Annotated in this window: 15 protein-coding genes; 4 read left to right on the top strand and 11 right to left on the bottom strand. The window is 69.0% G+C overall.

The window, feature by feature from the left end:
* The first annotated feature begins 167 nt into the window (after positions 1-167).
* A complete protein-coding gene (locus WDZ97_RS19750) occupies positions 168-992 on the top strand; it encodes an arylamine N-acetyltransferase family protein (RefSeq protein WP_425763892.1) in 825 nt (274 codons plus the stop codon).
* A 16-nt stretch (positions 993-1008) separates the two neighbouring features.
* Here WDZ97_RS19750 and WDZ97_RS19745 read toward each other — a convergent pair whose 3' ends face one another.
* On the bottom strand, positions 1009-3201 hold the full coding sequence (locus WDZ97_RS19745; protein WP_425763891.1) for a putative bifunctional diguanylate cyclase/phosphodiesterase: 2193 nt from the start codon (positions 3199-3201) through the stop codon (positions 1009-1011).
* Positions 3202-3532: 331 nt separating this feature from the next.
* Here WDZ97_RS19745 and WDZ97_RS19740 point away from each other — a divergent pair, with 331 nt between their 5' ends.
* From WDZ97_RS19740 to WDZ97_RS19730, 3 genes are read left to right on the top strand one after another with little or no spacing between them, the layout of a single operon-like run.
* Positions 3533-4393 (top strand): DMT family transporter, encoded by an 861-nt coding sequence (locus WDZ97_RS19740; RefSeq protein WP_425763890.1) that lies wholly within the window; start codon positions 3533-3535, stop codon positions 4391-4393.
* Between the two features lie 10 nt (positions 4394-4403).
* Entirely contained in the window at positions 4404-5171 is a 768-nt protein-coding gene (locus tag WDZ97_RS19735; protein WP_425763889.1) for an AraC family transcriptional regulator, read from the top strand.
* A 21-nt stretch (positions 5172-5192) separates the two neighbouring features.
* Positions 5193-6554 (top strand): sensor histidine kinase, encoded by a 1362-nt coding sequence (locus WDZ97_RS19730; RefSeq protein WP_425763888.1) that lies wholly within the window; start codon positions 5193-5195, stop codon positions 6552-6554.
* Positions 6555-6818: 264 nt separating this feature from the next.
* Here the strand turns inward: WDZ97_RS19730 and fba are convergent, their stop codons facing one another.
* The 10 genes from fba to WDZ97_RS19680 all read right to left on the bottom strand — a co-directional run bounded on the left by fba (position 6819) and on the right by WDZ97_RS19680 (position 16543).
* Positions 6819-7835 carry a class II fructose-bisphosphate aldolase gene (gene fba / locus WDZ97_RS19725; RefSeq protein WP_008063508.1) on the bottom strand — a complete coding sequence of 339 codons (1017 nt, stop codon included), beginning with the start codon at positions 7833-7835 and terminating at the stop codon, positions 6819-6821.
* Between the two features lie 45 nt (positions 7836-7880).
* The gene (locus WDZ97_RS19720; RefSeq protein WP_425763887.1) at positions 7881-8780 is read right to left on the bottom strand and encodes an aldehyde dehydrogenase; all 900 of its coding nucleotides are present in this window, start codon (positions 8778-8780) and stop codon (positions 7881-7883) included.
* Positions 8781-8782: 2 nt separating this feature from the next.
* Positions 8783-10855 carry a transketolase gene (gene tkt, locus WDZ97_RS19715; protein ID WP_425763886.1) on the bottom strand — a complete coding sequence of 691 codons (2073 nt, stop codon included), beginning with the start codon at positions 10853-10855 and terminating at the stop codon, positions 8783-8785.
* Between the two features lie 19 nt (positions 10856-10874).
* On the bottom strand, positions 10875-11753 hold the full coding sequence (locus WDZ97_RS19710) for a phosphoribulokinase (protein ID WP_020162812.1): 879 nt from the start codon (positions 11751-11753) through the stop codon (positions 10875-10877).
* Between the two features lie 38 nt (positions 11754-11791).
* Positions 11792-12865, bottom strand: a complete 1074-nt coding sequence (locus tag WDZ97_RS19705; RefSeq protein ID WP_425763885.1) for a class 1 fructose-bisphosphatase — start codon at positions 12863-12865, stop codon at positions 11792-11794.
* An 85-nt stretch (positions 12866-12950) separates the two neighbouring features.
* Positions 12951-13670 carry an HAD-IA family hydrolase gene (locus WDZ97_RS19700; protein ID WP_425763884.1) on the bottom strand — a complete coding sequence of 240 codons (720 nt, stop codon included), beginning with the start codon at positions 13668-13670 and terminating at the stop codon, positions 12951-12953.
* Positions 13663-14364 (bottom strand): ribulose-phosphate 3-epimerase, encoded by a 702-nt coding sequence (gene rpe / locus WDZ97_RS19695; RefSeq protein WP_425763883.1) that lies wholly within the window; start codon positions 14362-14364, stop codon positions 13663-13665. The genes WDZ97_RS19700 and rpe overlap by 8 nt, the downstream gene beginning before the upstream one ends.
* On the bottom strand, positions 14361-15128 hold the full coding sequence (locus tag WDZ97_RS19690; RefSeq protein WP_425763882.1) for an HAD-IA family hydrolase: 768 nt from the start codon (positions 15126-15128) through the stop codon (positions 14361-14363). The genes rpe and WDZ97_RS19690 overlap by 4 nt, the downstream gene beginning before the upstream one ends.
* Complete coding sequence (gene cbbX, locus WDZ97_RS19685) at positions 15118-16047, bottom strand: CbbX protein (RefSeq protein ID WP_425763881.1); 930 nt, start codon at positions 16045-16047, stop codon at positions 15118-15120. The genes WDZ97_RS19690 and cbbX overlap by 11 nt, the downstream gene beginning before the upstream one ends.
* Before the next feature lie 76 nt (positions 16048-16123).
* Positions 16124-16543 (bottom strand): ribulose bisphosphate carboxylase small subunit, encoded by a 420-nt coding sequence (locus tag WDZ97_RS19680; RefSeq protein ID WP_304004312.1) that lies wholly within the window; start codon positions 16541-16543, stop codon positions 16124-16126.
* Positions 16544-16644: the final 101 nt, after the last annotated feature.

Genomic DNA, 16644 nt, shown 5'->3' with positions numbered 1-16644 from the left:
GCGGCTGCTGCGGGCCGCCGGCTTCGATCAGAGGCCGCAACCGCGAACAAGCGCGCGCCCACAAAGCCCCAAGTCACCTGGCACGGTCGGCCACTCGTGACGCGCTGCGCAGGCCTTCGCGCCCCGCCCGCTCCATCATGCGCGGCTGTCGACTATCGCCCTGCTCCATGTCCACCCAATTCCCTCTCGATGCCTACCTCGCTCGCCTGGACTGGACTTCTGCCGCCCGTCCGGTCGCCGATGCACCAACGCTCGATGCGCTGGTGCTTGCGCACACGATGGCCATCCCCTTCGAGAACCTCGACCCGCTGCGGCGCAAGCCGGTCGCCGTGGACTCGGAAACGGTCGCTGCCAAGCTGATCGATGCCCGCCGCGGCGGCTTCTGTTTCGAGCACGGCCGACTGTTCGCCGATGCGCTGCGCGCGCTCGGCTACCCGGTGCGCGAACTGGCGGCACGCGTCATGTGGATGCAGCCCGACGACGCGCTGACGCCGCAGTCGCACATGCTGCTCGATGTCGACACGCCGGATGGTGAGCGCCTCGTCGACGTCGGCTTCGGCGGCCTCACGGTCACCGCTGGTCTGCGCTGGGAAGACGGGCTGGAGCAGCGCACGCCGCATGGCGCCTACCGCCTGCTGCGGCGCGACGATTACTGGTGGCTGCAGTCGCAGATCGCGGGCGAATGGAAGAATATGTACCGCGTGCGCCGCATCGACATGCACGGCTGCGACTACGAGGCGTCGAGCTACTTCCTGTCCACCCACCCGCAGTCCATCTTCACCGGCAATCTGATGCTGGCGCGGGCCGGGGTCGATCGCCGGTGGACGCTGTTCAACCGCGACCTGTCCGAATACCGCGCCGACGGCAGCGTTGCGCGCCGCACGCTGGCCGACGGCGACGCGCTGATCGCCACGGTGCAGGACCTGTTCGGCCTGCCCGTCGCGGATCAGCCTGACCTGCTCACCCCGCTGCGGGCGCTGGCCGCGGACTGAGCCAGCCTGCCTGCGCTCAGCCGTTCGACTTCCGGCTGCCGCCGGCCAGTCCGAATGCGCGCGAAAACTGTTCCGCCGACAGTGCCTGCCCGAACAGATAGCCCTGCCCGTGCACGCAGCCCTCGCGGAACAGGCGTATGCGCTGCACGTCGCGCTCTATGCCTTCGGCGATGCTGTCCAGTTCGAAACTGCGCGTGATGTCGAGTATGGCGCGCACGACCGAGGCGTCGCGCTCCGATTCCAGCATGCCCTCGACGAAGGAACGGTCGATCTTGATCCGCGTCAGCGGGTAGCGCTTGAGCAGGCTCAGCGATGCGTAGCCGGTGCCGAAGTCGTCGAAGGAGACGCCGACGCCGAGCGCCCGCACGCGCTGCAGCGTGTCCAGCACCAGGTCGTCGTGATCGAGCACGATGTTCTCGGTCACTTCCAGTTCGAGCGCTTCCGGCGGCAGGCCGTGCTTGTCGAGTGTCGCCTGCACCTGCGCTGCCAGATCGCCGACGCGGAACTGGGCGCCGAACAGGTTCACGCCCATGCGGAAATCCGGCGCGCCGTTGCGGCGCCAGTACGCGGCCTGCGCGCAGGCCTCCTCCAGCACCCAGGCGCCGACCGTCGCCGCGAGGGGTCCGCCTTCGAGCGCCGGCAGGAAAGCGGCCGGCGACAGCAGCCCGCGTTCCGGATGCAGCCAGCGTATCAATGCTTCGGCGCCGGTCAGCGCGCCGTCGTACAGCCTCACCTGCGGCTGATAGAACAGCAGGAACTCGCCGGCGTGCGCTGCACGGTGCAGTTCCATGCTGTACAGCCGACGCGCGACCGCTTCCATGCGCAGCGCCGGCTGGTAGGTGAAGCACTGCGCGCGGCCTATGCTCTTGGCCTTGAACAGCGCGAGATCGGCATTGCCTATCAGTTCCAGCGCCTCATCGGCCTGCTGCGGCGCCACCGAAATGCCGCAGCTGGCGGCGACGCGCACCTCGTGGCCGTCGGCGACGATGGGCATTTCGATCGCCTGCAATACGACGTGGGCCACCATCGCGGCGCTTTCCGGGTCGCCGGTGCCGGCCAGCAGCAGCGCGAATTCGTCGCCGCCGATACGCGCCGCGAAGCCCTGCATGCCGGCTACCGCCTCAAGCCGGCGGCCGACTTCCTGCAGGATGTTGTCGCCGATTGCGTGGCCCAGCGTGTCATTCACGTCCTTGAAGCCGTCGAGGTCGATCATGACGACGGCAGCCGGCAGAGGTCGCGTCAGCGCGTCCTCGACGCGGCGGAAGAAGCCGGCGCGGTTGGCCAGGCCGGTCAGGCCGTCGGTATTGGCCATGCGGCGCAGCGCGTTCTCCCGCTCGCGCCGTTCGGTGCAGTCCTGCAGGTGGGCGCTGAAGGTGACGCCCGCCGCCTCGCGGTGCATGAACAGCGTCAGCCCGAGCAGCAGTTCGACGCCGTCGCTGCGCAGTCCGATGATGTCCTTCGGCACGTCCAGCCCTTCGAGCGAGCCCTGTGCAACGGCACGGGCGAGCAGGTCGCGGAAGGCGGCCCGGTCGCGTTCGGGCAGCAGCGCATCGACGGGCTCGCCCAGGCCTTGCGTCGGCGAGCGACCGAGCAGCGCGGCGGCTGCGCTGTTGCAGCCGATCAGCCTCGCCGCCGCGTCGAAGGCGATCAGCGGGTTCGGTGCGTTCTTCGCGAAGTCGTCGAAAGCAGGGCGACCGTGCTCGGGCGACACCTCGATGCGGCGCAGTTCCATGCGGTCGGCGGCCATCTTCGCCAGTTCACGCAGCCGCTCGCAGTCCTCTTCGGTGAAGTCGTCGTGCGGCCGGTTGTCGATCACGCACAGCGCGCCCAGCGCATGCCCGTCCGGCGCCAGCAAGGGCGCGCCGGCGTAGAAGCGCAGATTGGCGCTGCCGGTGACCAGCGGATTGTCGTGGAAGCGTTCGTCGAGGCGTGCGTCCGGCACCACCATCACGTCGTGCTGATTGATCGCGTGCGCGCAGAAGGACACGTCGCGCCGCATGTCGACCGCTTCGTCGATACCGGTGCTGGCAGCGAAGAACACGTGATCGCTGCCGATCAGGTTCACCGCGGCGACCGGCATGCCGAACATGCGCGCGGCGATGCGCACCACCGGGTCGAGGCTGGGTAGCTGGTGGTCGCTGTCCAGGCCGTAGGCAGCGAGCGCTTCGAGCCGCTCAGGCTCGGTCGGAAAAATCGAGGGGCATTTCATCGAGACCTCCTGCAAGGTGCCGGGCCTGCAGCGCGTGACACGCATGCAGTACGAGCCTGGCATGGACGGCCCGTTCAGGGTGCCCTGCCTGATGCGATCACAGTGAATGGAAATTGTTTCATCGAATCCACCGGGCTCGTTGTGCTGAAATTGCCGATTACATATATGCCACGCGACATCGGGAAATCGTCACGGCTCCTCGGCGCGCGCATCTGTACCGCACAATCTGTACGTGCTGTGCTGGTCCGTCGGCGCATATCGCTGCAGTTTTCGACAAGACAGGCCGGCACCGGCGGCGGCAGACTGCGGTCTTTGCCCCGTCCGTACGCCCGTGTCAGCGCTGTTCGCCCCTGCCCTCTTCGTCCTCGTCTGGTCCACCGGTTTCATCGTCGCGCGGGCCATCGACGGCGTGGCCGACCCGGCACTTTTCCTGCTCGCCCGCTTCACGCTGACCACGCTCTTGTACACGGCCATCGCCGTCGCGCTGCGCGCAGCCTGGCCGGCGCGCGAGCAGTGGCCCAAGCATCTGCTGGCCGGTGCGCTGCTGCAGGGCGTGTACATGGGCGGCGGCTACTGGGCGGTGGCTCACGGACTGTCGCCGGCGGTGATGGCCTTGCTCGCCACGCTGCAGCCGATGTTCACCGCGCTGATCGCGCAGCGCCTGTTCGCCGAGCCGCTGGGCCGCCATTTCTGGGGCGGTCTGCTGGCCGGCGCGCTGGGTGTCGTGCTGGTGCTGGCGCCGCGACTGGCCAGCGTCGGCCCGGAGGCGCTGTCGCCGCTGGTCGTCGGCGTCGCTCTGGTGGCGGTGGCCGGCATCACCGCCGGCACGCTGGTGCAGAAGAGCTCCATCGCCGCCGCCGACCTGTTCAGTTCGAGCGCCATCCAGAACGCCGGCGGTGCGCTGGTCTGCCTGCTCATCGCGCTGGCGCTCGGCGAATCCTTATGGGTGCCCGGCCCGGCGCTGTGGGCGGCACTCGCCTGGGCGGTGCTTGGCCTGTCGGCCATCGGCAGCACGCTGCTGGTGTGGATGGTGCGGCGCGGCTCGGCGGCGAAGGTGAGCGTGCTGGTGCTGCTGGCGCCGCCGCTGGCCGCCGCGCAGGCGGCGCTGCTGTTCGGCGAGCGGCTGGCACCGGTGCAGATGGCCGGCTTCGCGCTGGCGCTGGGCGGCGTGCTACTGTGCCGGCGTCGCTGAAAGTCATGTCATGCACGCTGCCGATCCCAACGTCGATACCCGCTGCTACGCGGCCGAACCGGCCGGGCACGCGCACGACTTCCATCAGGTCGTGCTGGGTGGCGACGGCGGTACCGAACTGGAACTGGACGGCCATCTGCACCGGGTCGACGCCGGCGCCGGGCTGCTGATTCCGGCCGGCACCCGGCACGACTACCGTGGTCTCGACGCCAGCAACCGTCAGCTGGTGGTCGATCTGCCGGCGGCCTCCGTCGCGTTGCCGGCGTCGCTGTTCCGCCGTCCGCGCGCCTTCGTCATCGACGCCGCGCTGCGCCGGCGCGTGCAGCCGCTACTCGGCGTGGCCGGTGAGCGCGTGTCGCGGCCGCGTCACTGGCTGCTGGCCACCCGCTTTGCCGACGATCTGGCGCATCGCCTGCATGCCACACCGGCTGACGACGACGCGCGCCGTTTCCCGGTTGCCCGCATCGACGTCTGGCTGCGCCGCCACGCCGGCGACGCACCGCCGCTGAATGAACTGGCGGCGCGCTTCGGCTATGGTCCGCGCCGCTTCCACGACCTCTTCGTCGATGCTTTCGGCGAACCGCCGCACCGCTACCTGATCCGCCTGCGCCTGGACGCCGCGCTCGCGCTGCTCGATGACGACACGCGCTCGCTCGGCGACATCGCGCTCGACACCGGTTTCGCCGACCAGAGCGCCTTCACCCGTCGCTTCACGCAGCGCTTCGGCCTGCCGCCCGGACACTGGCGACGCGCCGCCGGCGCTACGATGCGTCGCTGACGACACCTGCCCGCTGCCGCGATGACCGACCTGCCCAAGCCCGCCGACACCGACGCCCTGCTCGCCCGTGCCCACATCGAGGGCGTGGACGAGGCGACCTGGCTGGACGTGATCCAGCGCATGGACGAGGTGTATTCGCAGCTGGTCAGCGACGAAATCGCGCTCGAACAGAAGAACGTCGAGCTGGAACAGTCGCAGCAGTTCATCTTCAGCGTCATGTCGGCGATGTCGGACGTGCTGCTGGTGTGCAACGAGCGCGGCGAGATCGAGGAAACCAACGCCGCCTTGTGCGAACTGGTCGGCCGCAGCGATGACGAACTGCGCGGTACGCCGGTGTTCGCGCTGCTGGCCGACGACGACAGCCGCGCCCGCATGCGCGGCGTGCTCGACGACGCCAATCCGTCGCGTCGCGGTCAGGCGGTCGAGCTAAATCTGCGTGACGCCGAAGGCAGTCCGGTACCGGTCGACACCAATCTGACGCCGCGCTTCACGCGCAACGGACGGCGCGCCGGCACCGTGTTCGTCGGCCGGCCGACCGCCGAACTGAAGCGCGCCTACCACGAGCTGCGCGAGGCGCACGAAGCGCTGAAGCTGGCGCAGCAGCAGCTTCTGCACTCGGAAAAGATGGCCTCGCTCGGCCGCCTGGTCGCCGGCGTCGCGCACGAACTGAACAACCCGATCAGCTTCGTGCTCGGCAACGTCCATGCGCTGAAGAAATACAGCGAACGCATGGGCCGCTACATAGACGCGGTGCATGCGGGCGCTTCCGACGAGGAGCTGGGCGAACTGCGCACCAAGCTGCGCATCGAGCACCTGCTGAAGGATCTGCCCTCGCTGATCGAAGGCACGATGGAAGGTGCGCAACGCACGGCCGACATCGTGAACGGCCTCAAGCGTTTTTCCGCCGTGGACCCGGAAGGTCGCACCGCGGTCGACCTGAATACCGTGATCGAGCGCGCCATTCACTGGATACGCAAGGGCACCACCGCGGCGGTCGACATGCACTGGGAAGCCGGTGCGCCCTGCGTCGTCATGGGCAGCGCCGGCCAGCTGCAGCAGGTGGTGATGAACCTGCTGCAGAACGCCTGCGACGCCGCCGGCGCCGACGGCCGGGTCGCCGAACTGACCATCGGCTGCAGCACGAGCGACGACCGTGTGCGCATGACCCTGCGCGACAACGGACCCGGCATTCCCGACGAATACCTGTCCCGCATCTTCGAGCCCTTCTTCACCACCAAACCGGTCGGCAAGGGCACCGGCCTCGGCCTGTCCATCAGCTACGGCATCGTCGAACAGCACGGCGGCACGCTGGTCGCCCGCAACCGCCCCGACGGCGGCGCCGAATTCGTGCTCGAACTGCCGGCGGCGGCCGCCCTGACCTGACCGCCCGTGCGTCGCTGTCGGAGGGGCTTCCGACCCTGACAGGGCGTGTGATCGAGCACCGCCGCTCACTCAGGCGCCGCGGTCGCGGTCGGAAGACCGCTCCTACAGGAGGCGTGCGCTCGACCTGCGGCCCGAGCCTGGACCAGGGTTCTGTGGGAGGGGTCTTCTGACCCCGACCGGGCCTGTGATCAAGCACTGCCTCTCGCTCAGGCGCCGCGGTCGCGGTCGGAAGACCGCTCCTACGAGGGTGCGTTTTCGCGAGGCTCAGGCCGCCTTGCGCAGCACGATGCGCCCGGCCATGCCCGCGCAGCCGAAGGCTTCGAAGCGTTCGATGCAGAGGTCGCGGGCGGCGGCCATGGCGTCCTTCATGAACTTGCGCGGGTCGAACTCGGACGGGTCCTTTGCCATCGCGCGGCGCATGGCGCCGGTCATCGCGAGACGGATGTCGGTGTCGATGTTGACCTTGCGCACGCCGTGGCGGATGCCTTCCTGGATTTCCTCGACCGGCACGCCATAGGTTTCGCGGATGTCGCCGCCATGCTCGCGGATGATGCCCAGCCAGTCCTGCGGCACGCTGCTCGAACCGTGCATGACCAGATGGGTGTTCGGGATGCGCGCATGGATGGCCTTGATGCGGTCGATGGCGAGGATGTCGCCGGTCGGCTTGCGCGAGAACTTGTAGGCGCCGTGGCTGGTGCCGATGGCGATGGCCAGCGCGTCGACGCCGGTGGCGGCGACGAATTCGGCGGCCTGGTCCGGGTCGGTCAGCATCTGGTCGTGGGTGAGCACGCCGGCCGCGCCGACCCCGTCCTCCTCGCCGGCAGTGCCGGATTCGAGCGAGCCGAGGCAGCCCAGTTCACCCTCGACCGATACGCCGACCGCATGCGCCATGTCGACCACGCGGCGCGTCACGTCCACGTTGTATTCGTAGCTGGCGGGTGTCTTCGCGTCCTCCATCAGCGAGCCGTCCATCATGACGCTGGTGAAACCGGAGCGGATCGCCTGCACGCACACCGCAGGACTGGCGCCGTGATCCTGATGCAGCACGATGGGCAGCTCCGGATACATCTCGGCGGCCGCTTCCACCATGCGCCGCAGGAAAGGTTCGCCGGCGTACTTCCGCGCACCGGCCGAGGCCTGCAGGATGACGGGCGCATTGACCTTCTGCGCCGCCTGCATGATGGCCTGGATCTGTTCCAGATTGTTGATGTTGAAGGCGGGCACGCCGTAGCCGTGTTCGGCGGCGTGGTCGAGCAGCTGGCGCAGGGAAATCATGGGCATGGCTTTTCCTTTAGGGATTTGGGATCAGGGGCGAGGGGCTGGGAATCAGGGGCTGAGGGGGCGGTGCATGGCGCGGGCGGTGTCGACCACGCGGTGGGCGTAGCCGAGGTCGCCGCGGTAACCGGCGCACACCTTGACGACGCGGCCGGACACCTGGGTCCAGCCGGATTCGAAGATGCAGGAGCGGGTGTCGCGGTCGGACAGTGCGGTGGTGAAGGGCGTGTCGCCGTAGCGCACGATGTCGGCCCAGTCGCCGAAGGCGGCGGCCTGCATCAGGCTGTTCACTTCCTCGACCGAGCTGGCGCGTTCGGCGACGAACACCATGCCGACCAGCGACGCATGCACGCCGGGGATGCGCATCGGTTCGGTTTCGTCGAAGCAGTGGTCCAGCTCCGGCAGCACGCGGTGCAGGTGTTCGGCGGCGCCGGTGCGTTGCGGCAGGCTGCCGGCATCCACGTCGTGCGGCCGGCTGTGTACGGCGGTCAGCATTGCGTTGGAAATGCCCAGCGCGTCGTGCAGCACGCGCGCCACCGGGGCGATGCAGTGCGTCGCGCGACAGGCGCTGTGCACGCTGCGGTGGCTGTCGCGCAGTGCGTGATGGTTGATGCCATAGACCACGGTCTTGTCGTGCCGCGCCGCAGCCGGTGCGCAGTTCAGCACCTTGCGCGCGCCGGCCCCGAGATGGTCGCGTGCGTCGCGGCCCGCGCAGTCGAGCACGATGTCCACCGCGTGCCGCTTCCACGGCAGACGGCGGGTATCGCGTTCGCGCAGTCGCACGAAGTCAGCACACCCTGCGTCGGCACCCTCGACGTCCGCATCGGCGTCGCTGCTGCCGGGTGGCGCGTTCAGCGCGACCAGTTCCAGATCGTCGCGGCCCGCGAGTGCGCGCAGCACGCTGGCGGCGAGCCGGCCGCCGCCGTCGATGGCGATACGGGTCGCCGTCATGGTCAGCTGGCCGTCAGCGCTTCGCGCTCGGCGTGGGCTGCACCGTGCGCCGCCACCAGCGCGCGGGCGCGTGTGGCCACCGCTTCCGGCGTGATGCCGAAGTGCTTGAACAGCAGACCGGCCGGCGCCGATTCGCCGAAGCGGTCGAGGCCCACCACGTCGCCGCTGACGCTGGCTTCGCCGACGTACTTCCACCAGTGCGCGGTGCAGCCTGCTTCGATGGCCAGCCGCGGCAGCCGGCGCGGGATCACGTCCTCACGCCAGCGCGCGTCCTGCCGCTCGAACGCTTCGACGCAGGGCATGGATACCACGCGGGCGGCGATGCCATCTGCCGCCAGTAGTTCTGCGGCCAGCAGCGCGATGCCGACCTCGGAGCCGGTGGCGATCAGGCACACTTGCTCGTCGCGCGGATGGCGCAGCACATAGCCGCCGCGCGCGATGTCGTCGATGCGCACACTGCCGTCACCGGCATGCGGCAGCGCCTGGCGTGACAGCAGCAGACAGGCCGGACCGGGCTGTGCGCTGGCACCACGGCGCAGCGCCTCACGCCAGGCGACCGCCGTTTCGGTGGCGTCGCACGGACGCCAGACGTCGACGTTCGGAATCAGCCGCAGGCTGGCGGCGTGCTCGACCGGCTGATGTGTCGGGCCGTCCTCGCCAAGGCCGATCGAATCGTGCGTGAACACATAGGTGACCGGCAGATGCATCAGCGCCGACATGCGGATGGCGTTGCGCGCGTAGTCGGAGAAGGTGAGGAAGGTGCCGCCGTAGGGCCGGTAGCCGCCGTGCAGCGCCACGCCGTTCATCATCGCCGCCATGCCGAACTCGCGCACGCCGTAGTGCACGTGGTTGCCGATGCCGTCACTCTTCAAGGGGCGGTGGCCCTTCCAGTCCGTCAGGTTGGAACCGGTCAGGTCGGCCGAGCCGCCGAGCAGTTCCGGCATCGCTGGCGCGATGATGTGCAGCGCGTCCTGCGAGGCCTTGCGCGTCGCGACCGAGGCGGCGCGTGCTTCGGCCGCGTCGCAGGCGGCTTCGAGCGCGCGCAGCGCGTCGGACGACAGCGTGGCGTCGCTCTTCAGCCGGCGGCGCAACTCGGCGGCCAGTTCGGGGAAGGCCCTGGCGTAGTTGTCGACGCGCTGCTGCCAGCTGCGGTGCGCCGCGGCGCCGCGTTCGCGCGCCGACCAGGCGGCCTGCAGCGCGGCAGGAATCTCGAATGGCGCGGCGGTCCAGCCCAGCGCTTCGCGGGTGAGCGCGATCTCCGCATCACCGAGCGCCTCGCCGTGCGCCTTGGCGGTGCCGGCTCGGTTGGGCGAGCCCTGGCCGATGCGCGTTTCGCAGCACACGAGCACGGGCCTGTCGCTGCCGAGCGCGGTTTCGATCGCCGCGTCGAGCGCCACCGGGCTGTGGCCATCGACGTTGCGGATGACCGTCCAGCCGTAGGACTCGAAGCGCGCCGGCGTGTCGTCGGTGAACCAGCCGCTCACGTCGCCGTCGATCGAAATGCCGTTGTCGTCGTAGAAAACGACCAGCTTGTTCAGCTTCCAGGTGCCGGCCAGCGAACACACTTCGTGGCTGATGCCTTCCATCAGGCAGCCGTCGCCGACGAAGGCCCAGGTTCGGTGATCGATCACCGCGTGGCCCGGCCGGTTGAATTCGGCGGCGAGCAGCTTCTCTGCGAGTGCCATGCCGACCGCGTTGGCGATGCCCTGGCCGAGCGGGCCGGTGGTGGTTTCCACACCCGGCGTGATGTCGACCTCCGGGTGGCCCGGCGTGCGCGAATGCAGCTGGCGGAAGCGGCGCAGTTCGTCCATCGGCAGGTCATAGCCGGTGAGGTGCAGCAGCGCGTACAGCAGCATCGAGCCGTGGCCGTTGGACAGCACGAAGCGGTCGCGGTCCGGCCACTGCGGGTCGGCCGGATCGTGCTTCAGATGGTGGCGCCACAGCGCCTCGGCGATGTCGGCCATGCCCATCGGCATGCCCGGGTGACCGGAGTTGGCGGCCTGCACGGCGTCCATCGCCAGCGCGCGGATCGCGTTGGCGCACTGCGTGCGGAGAAAGAGGTTCGCGTCGTTCATGGGAAGTCCTCGGAATCTGTCAGGCGGCGCGCAGCTGACGGCGGCGTTCGATCAGGCGCAGGATCATCGGCGTGAATATGAGCTGCATCGCCAGTTCCATCTTTCCGCCGGGCACCACCAGCGTGTTGGCACGCGACATGAAGGAGTCGTGCAGCATGCTCAGCAGGTAGGGGAAGTCGAAGCCGCGTGGGTTGGCGAAGCGGATCACCACCAGGCTTTCGTCGGCGGTCGGAATCGTCCGCGCGATGAAGGGGTCGCTGGTATCCACCACCGGCACGCGCTGGAAGTTGATGTGGGTGCGCGTGAATTGCGGACAGATGTAATGCACGTAGTCGTGCATGCGGCGCAGGATGACGTCGGTCACGGCTTCGGTGGAATAGCCGCGGGTGCTGCGGTCCCGGTGGATCTTCTGGATCCACTCGAGGTTGATGACAGGCACCACGCCGATCAGCAGATCGGCGTACCGGGATACATCAACATGTTCTGTCTTCACGCCGCCGTGCAGGCCCTCGTAGAACAGCAGTTCGCTGTCGGGCAGCGGCTCCCACGGCGTGAAGGTGCCGGCGGGCTGCTGGTAGGGCGCGGCTTCCTCATCGTTGTGCAGGTATTTGCGGCTGCGGCCGCTGCCGCTTTCCGAGTAGTCGCGGAACAGCTGCTCCAGCTCGGCGAACAGGTTGGCGTCCTCGCCGAAGTGGCTGAAGTGCGGACGGCCGCCGGCCTCTGCTTCGGCCATGGCCTTCTTCATTTCGGCGCGATCGTAGCGGTGGTAGCTGTCGCCTTCGATGATGGCGGCCGACACGTTCTCGCGGCGGAAGATGTTCTCGAAGGTGCGGGTGACCGACGAGGTGCCGGCACCGGACGAACCGGTGATGGCGACGATGGGGTGTTTCGCGGACATGGAAGACCTCGCGGAAGGATGCGGAATCGGGTGTGCGTTCAGACGATGTCGGCGAACAGGCCGCGCTTGCCGAACAGCGGCGACTGGAAGGTGTCGGCCGGCGGTTCGCGGTGGTAGGCCTCGATGCGCTCGACCTCGTCGGCCGAGCCGAACACGAAGCCGATGCGCTGGTGCAGCGCGTCCGGCTGCACGTCCATCAGCCGGCCGCGGCCGGTGCTGGCCATGCCGCCGGCCTGTTCGATCAGGAAGGCGATCGGGCTGGCTTCGTAGAGCAGGCGCAGGCGGCCGGGCTTGGCCGGATCCTTGTTGTCCTTCGGGTAGAGGAAGACGCCGCCGCGCATCAGGATGCGGTGCGTCTCGGCCACCAGTGAGGCGATCCAGCGCATGTTGAAATCGGCTTCGCGCGGGCCGGTGCGGCCGGCCAGGCACTCGTCGACATAGCGGCGCACCGCCGGCTCCCAGAAGCGGCTGTTCGACGCGTTGATCGCGAACTCGCGGGTGCTGCGCGGCACCGACAGGTTCGGGTGGCTGAGCACCCATTCGCCGAGCACCGGGTCCAGCGTGAAGGCGTGCGTGCCGCTGCCCAGCGTCAGCACCAGCATGGTGGACGGGCCGTAGATCGCGTAGCCGGCGCACACCTGTTCGCGGCCCGGCTGCAGGAAGTCGGCGGCGGTCGCCTCGCGCGCCGGGTCGGGCGCGCGGGTGATCGAGAAGATGCTGCCGACCGACACGTTCACGTCGATGTTGGACGAGCCGTCCAGCGGATCGAAGGCGAGCAGGTACTTGCCGCGCGGGTACTGGCCCGGCGGCAGCGATATGTCGTCCAGCTCCTCCGACGCCATCGCGGCGACGTGGCCGCCCCACTCGTTGGCGCGCAGGAAGATCTGGTTGCTGAGCACGTCCAGCGTCTTCTGTTCCTCGCCCTGCACATTGCCGCTGCCGGCCGAGCCAAGCACGCCGGCCAGGCCGCCGAAGGCCACCTTGCGCGAGATCGCCTTGCAGGCGAGCGCGACGTCGGTGATGAGCGCGTTGAGGTCGCCGGTCGCCTCCGGGTGACGGCGGCGTTCTTCGATCAGGTACTGGACCAGCGTGGTGCGTCCGCCTGTGGGCATGAGACTCTCCTCCCTTGATGTGAATGCGTGGATGCGCGCGCCGTCTGTGCGGCGCTGCGCCGGTATGCCGGGTGCGTATCGGGCGCTATTCGGTCTCTTCCTCGAAGCGCGCGCTCATCTGCGCGAGCAGCTGCGACGGTGAGCCGACAGGCCATGGGGTGACGCCGGGTGCGCTGGCGTGGTGACCGCCCGCCGTGCCGTAGCCCCAGCCGACCAGCGCGACCGGGCAGCCGGCGGCCTGTGCGGCCAGCAGGTCGGCCGAGCTGTCGCCGACCATCAGCAGCTGCGCCGGTTTCACCGCGAGACGTGCGGCAGCGGCGTCGAGCATGGCCGGCGAGGGCTTGAGCAGTTCGCTGCGGTCGCCGCCGTAGACCGAAGACATGAAAGGCAGCAGGCCGGCGGCGGCGAGCACCGCGCGCGCCAGCGGCGTCGGCTTGTTGGTCACCACCACCAGCGGGCAGATCGCATACAGGCCTTCGACCATTTCCTCGATGCCGTCATAGACCATGCCGTGATCGAGCGGCGCCTCCAGCGTGGCGCGGTCGAAGTCGGCGCGCAGCCGTGCGTGCAGCGTGCCGTCGCTGTGTGCGAGGCCGAGGTGGTCGATTGCGCGCGAAATCAGCTTGTCCGGTCCGCCGCCTATCCAGCCGCGTACGGTGACGAGGTCGACATTGGGCAGGCCGGCCTGCGACAGGCCGAAGTTCAGTGCGTGCCAGATGTCGGCGGCACTGTCGACCAGCGTGCCGTCGAGGTCGAAGGCGATGGCGTAGATGCGGCTCAGGTCGGGGATGTTCTTGTCAGGCATGGGAGGACTCGTGTGCGAGGGTCTGCGCGCGGCCGGCGAGGGCGCGCTCACGCAGCGTGCGGATGGAATCGGCATAGCGGCCGCCGGTGAATACGGCCGAACCGGCGACCAGCGTGTCGGCGCCGGCGGCGGCGACGCGGTCGGCGTTGTCGGCATTGACGCCGCCATCGACCTCGAGCCAGATGTCGCGGCCGCAGGCGTCGATGCGACGGCGCACCGCCTCGATCTTGGGCAGTGCGGACTCGATGAAGCGCTGGCCGCCGAAGCCCGGATTCACCGACATCAGCAGCACCAGATCGAGCTGTTCCAGCACGTGGTCGAGCACGTTGAGCGGCGTCGCCGGATTCAGCACCAGCCCGGCCTTCACGCCGTGGCTGCGGATGAGCTGCAGCGTGCGGTCGATGTGCTCGCTCGCTTCCGGGTGAAAGGAAATGATGGAGGCGCCGGCATTGGCGAACATCGGGATCAGCGCATCGACCGGCTTCACCATCAGGTGCACGTCGATGGGGACAGTGGCGTGGGGCTTGATCGCCTGACAGACCAGCGGCCCGACCGTCAGGTTGGGCACATAGTGGTTGTCCATCACGTCGAAATGGATGAGGTCGGCGCCGGCTTCGATGACGGCCGTGACCTCTTCGCCCAGCCGCGCGAAATCGGCCGACAGCAGGCTGGGGGCGATGCGCAGTCCGCTCATGACAGGGCGCCTTCGCGCAGGCCGTTCAGTTCGCCGAAGGTGAGCCAGGCGCGTTCGCGCAGCCGCATGCCGGGTTCGCCGGCCAGGGGCGCCTGCGGGTCGCCCAGCTGCGGCAGCACCAGGCCGGCGTCGTCGAAGTTGTGGTCCTCGGTCCAGAAGGTGGGCGTGACCACGGTCCACAGGCCGGCCGCCGTCGCGGCGCGCAGGCCGTTGGCGGAGTCCTCGAAGGCGATGGCGTGGTCGGTGCGCACGCCGAGGTGTTGCAGCGCCAGCAGGTAGATGTCGGGCGCCGGCTTCTTCGCGGCCACCTGGTCGCCGCAGGCGATGACGCCGAACAGGTCGAGCGCGCGCGGCCCCAGCGTGGCGTGCAGCAGCGCGTCGATGTTCACCGCGGTGGTGGTGCTGGCGATGGCCAGCCGGCAGCCGGCAGCCGCCGCTTCGTCGAGCAGCCGAGCGATGCCCGGGCGCAGCGGCACCGCGCCGTCGCGCACCACCGAACTGTAGAAGCGGGTCTTGGCCGCGTGCATCTGCGGAATGCGCGCGACGAGCTCGGCGCGCTCGCCGTCGGTCAGGTCGAGCGAGACGATGTGGCGCGCGATGCGTTCCTTGCCGCCGGTGGTCGACAGCAGGCGGCGGTAATCGGTGCGCGACCACTTCCAGCCGACACCGAGCTGTTCGAAGGCGAGGTTGAAGGCGGTGCGGTGGGCTTCTTCGGTGTCGGCCAGCGTGCCGTCGACGTCGAAGATGAGGGCATCAAGACGCATGGAGGTCGTCCTTTCCGTTGGCGGCGAACACGCGGCTGGCCAGCACGTCGCCGGCTTCCAGCGTGCACAGCGCGTCGCGCGTCGGCGCTGCGTCGAGGTCGAACAGCCGGGTGGCGTGGCGCAGGCGGATGCGGTCGAGCGCGTTGCGCACCGAGCGCGCATTCGCGAAGTGGGGCTGCTGGCGGCGCAGCCGCACGTAGCGCGCGAAGGCCTCGTGCGCCTCGCCGTCGAAGCGGTAGTTCAGGCCGGACAGCATCAGCTCGGCGATGCGCATCAGCTCGTCCTCGCTGTAGTCCGGGAAGTCGATGTGGTGCGCGATGCGCGAGGCCATGCCGGGGTTGCTGGAGAAGAAGGTGTCCATGCGGTCGCGGTAGCCGGCGAGGATCACCACCAGGTCGTCGCGGTGGTTCTCCATCACCTGCAGCAGGATTTCGATCGCTTCCTGACCGTAGTCGCGCTCGTTCTCCGGCCGGTACAGGTAGTAGGCCTCGTCGATGAACAGCACGCCGCCCATCGCCTTCTTGATCACTTCCTTGGTCTTCGGCGCGGTGTGGCCGATGAACTGGCCGACCAGATCGTCGCGCGTCACCGCCACCAGATGCCCCTTGCGCACGTAGCCGAGCTGGCGCAGCACCTCGGCCATGCGCAGCGCGACCGTGGTCTTGCCGGTGCCCGGGTTGCCGGTGAAACACATGTGCAGCGAGGGCGGCTGCGACTGCAGGCCCTGCTGCGCGCGCAGCCGGTCTATCAGCAGCAGCGCCGCGATGTCGCGGATGCGGCCCTTGACCGGCGCCAGCCCGACCAGCTCGGCGTCGAGCTGTTCGAGCAGCGCCTGCACGCCGGACGAGGCGAACATCGAACGCGGCGAGCTGGCCGTTTCGAGGTCGTCGCCGGCGGGGGCGAGGGTGGCGGTGTCCATGGTATCTGCCTCTCAACTGATCAGAACGAAGAACCGGCCCGGGCGGGCGCAGGGCCGCACCGGGCGCGGTCGGGGCTCAGTAGCGCGCGCCTTCCGGGTGTGCCTGCACGGCGTAGCTCTCGATCGAGTAGCGCACGGTGCGGCCCGGTTCTTCGGTGCGGATGAGGCGGAAGCCCGGCTCGGCGTCCGGGCGATTGACGATGAAGGACAGCACGACCGACTCGGTGCCGTGCGTCGAGTCGAAGGCGGTGACGCGGATGTAGCGCTGCGGGAAGGTGTCGCGGCAGGCCTTCACCTCCATCATGATCGCGGCTGCGTCATGCACGTCGAACATGGGATTGCCGAACATGTCCCAGAAGGTGTTGCGCGGGTGCGGATCGTCGGTGTACTCGATGCCGATCGCCCAGCCATTGGCCAGGCAGTACTCGACCTGGGCGCGGATCTGCGCGTCGGTCAGGTCGGGCAGGTAGGAAAAGGTGCCTTGGGTGATGCGCATGGTGGTTCTCCTGAATGCGGTGACGTGTTGCCCCGGCGGGAGCGGGCGCTGCGCGCGATGCGGCCGGCATGCATCCGCCGGTGCCAGTTCGAGGCAGCCAT

Source organism: Methyloversatilis sp. MC4-4 (assembly GCF_049843555.1).
Taxonomy (GTDB): Bacteria; Pseudomonadota; Gammaproteobacteria; order Burkholderiales; family Rhodocyclaceae; genus Methyloversatilis; species Methyloversatilis discipulorum_B.
The sequence above is the reverse complement of the archived record's forward strand: the minus strand, read 5'-3'. Positions and strand labels throughout refer to the sequence as shown.